The sequence below is a fragment of the Parvibaculum sp. genome (assembly GCF_049672805.1).
GTDB lineage: Bacteria > Pseudomonadota > Alphaproteobacteria > Parvibaculales > Parvibaculaceae > Parvibaculum.
The window spans coordinates 1-1884 of sequence record NZ_JBATWS010000416.1 but is presented as its reverse complement, the minus strand read 5'-3'; the positions used below and the strand labels follow the sequence as shown (position 1 = coordinate 1884).

Below are 1884 nucleotides of genomic sequence, written 5' to 3'. Positions count from 1 at the left end.
GCCTTTCACGATCCGGTCTCCGGCGGGGGCGCCTGTTTCTGGCGTCAGACCGGAAAGGTCGAAGGGAATGAGGTTTGTCGTCATGTGGTGCTCCCCGGATTGTCTGCCGCAAGTCTAGCACGGGAGGCGCTCTGGCCAGCGGCTTGCGTGGGAAGGCCATGCACCGCGTTTCTTCGCTCCAGAACGGCGCGAAGCGTTTCGGAATGATACAATGAGCGTCTCTACTGAAGATTTTGCTGCGCCCGCCGACCTGACCGCTCCTCCTTCCCGCCCTCATGGACGATGTGCGCGCTTTCGCTCCGGCTATGCGGCGCGGCTCGCCCATGCGGCGGGTATCACCATCTTCGAGGATTTCGCGGCGGCGGAGCCAATCTGGCGGAATTTTGAGGCGCAGGCCGCTGGCACGGCCTTTCAGAGCTTTGACTGGCTTTCCATCTGGCACCGACATGTCGGGCAGGCTGCAGGGATCGAGCCTGCCATTGCGGTGGTGTCGCGGCAGGGTGAGACGCTGTTGCTTGCCCCTTTCGGCATTGAACGCAAGCTCGGGCTACGGCGACTGATCTGGCTCGGCGGAAAGCTTGCCGACTACAAGGCGCCGCTTCTCGCGCGGGATTTCAGCACCCATGTCTCCGAACGCGAATTTCCCGCGCTGTGGCACCAGCTTCGTGCGGCGCTGCCACCGCATGATCTTGTGATGCTGGAAGACCAGCCCGTATCGCTCGGGACGCCCGAGCATCCGATTGCCAATCCGTTCGCTGCGCTCACCAGCGATGAAGCGCCGGATGTGGCCTATGTGTTCGATCTGCCCGCAGATTTTGAGAGCTTCTCCAAACGCTATCGCCCGGAGACGCGGCGCGCTGACCGTGCCAAATGGCGAAAGCTCACGGCGGAGGGAGAAGTGACGTTTCGCTTTGCGACCTCGCCGGAAGAGCGCTGCGAGATGACGGAACGCGTCCTCGCGCGCAAGGCAGCGCAGCTTGCGGCGCAGGGCATTTCCTCCATCTTCACCGATCCCCGGCATCTCGCGGCGTGGCGCGAGCTTGCCATGCTGCCGGAAGATCGCCGGCTGCTGGAAGTGGCGGAACTGCGGCTCAATGGCGAATTCCTGTCGGGCAGCGTGGGCCATTATCGAAACGGGCGCAGCACGCTGATGGTGCATACTTACGACCCGGCGCGGCTTCCCAAACTCTCGCCGGGCCGGCTTCACTTACTGCGACTCATTCAGTCGAGCATCGAGCGCGGCGTCGGCGTTTATGATCTTTCGGTGGGCTATCTGCCTTACAAGGAAAGCTTCTGCGACCAGCCTACCGAGATGCGCAACCTGATCACCGCCACATCGCCACTCGGCCTGCCTGCGGCACCTGCGTTGCGCGCCGGGCAGGCGCTCAAGCGTTTCGTGAAGAATGACGAACGCCTGATGTCTGCTGTCCAGACGCTTCGCGGCTTGCGCGCCAAGAAGTGATACTCATATTGCCAATTTAATGGGCGTCGGCTGGTCTCTTCTTTTTACACGGGGCGTCAGGAGGGGCGCTGATCCCAGGGCTCCAGTACGCCCGCAATACGGCGCGGCATGGGCGCATCAAGCTGCGCAATGGTGGCTGCTGAAATCTCCTCATGGGTCAGCCAGCGGGAGGTATCCTTCTCGCGCATGAAGCCGAGGATTACCTGCGCATAGATGATATCCGGCTGATGGGCGAGGGCATCGGCGCGGAGCGTGGCGATGGAGGCCTGTCCTTCTGTTCCTGTGAGGATGGAGCGGCTGCCCATCACTTCCACGAGAAGCCCTTTCGGCGCGATGAAGGCATCAAGCGCGGCGCGCAACAGTTCCGCGCGGGGGCGTATCCATGTCAGGGCGAGATCGAAAGGCGCGTAAGGCTCAAGCGC

At 62.6% G+C, this 1884-nt stretch carries 2 protein-coding genes; one reads left to right on the top strand and one right to left on the bottom strand.

What is annotated here, in order from left to right; translation table 11 throughout:
• Positions 1-211: 211 nt before the first annotated feature.
• A complete protein-coding gene (locus tag WBF74_RS12890; protein WP_424440547.1) occupies positions 212-1462 on the top strand; it encodes a GNAT family N-acetyltransferase in 1251 nt (416 codons plus the stop codon).
• Positions 1463-1518: 56 nt separating this feature from the next.
• On the opposite strand, the gene WBF74_RS12885 is transcribed toward WBF74_RS12890, so the two are convergent.
• The coding region (locus WBF74_RS12885; protein WP_424440545.1) for a hypothetical protein at positions 1519-1884 on the bottom strand (366 nt) is incomplete at its 5' end.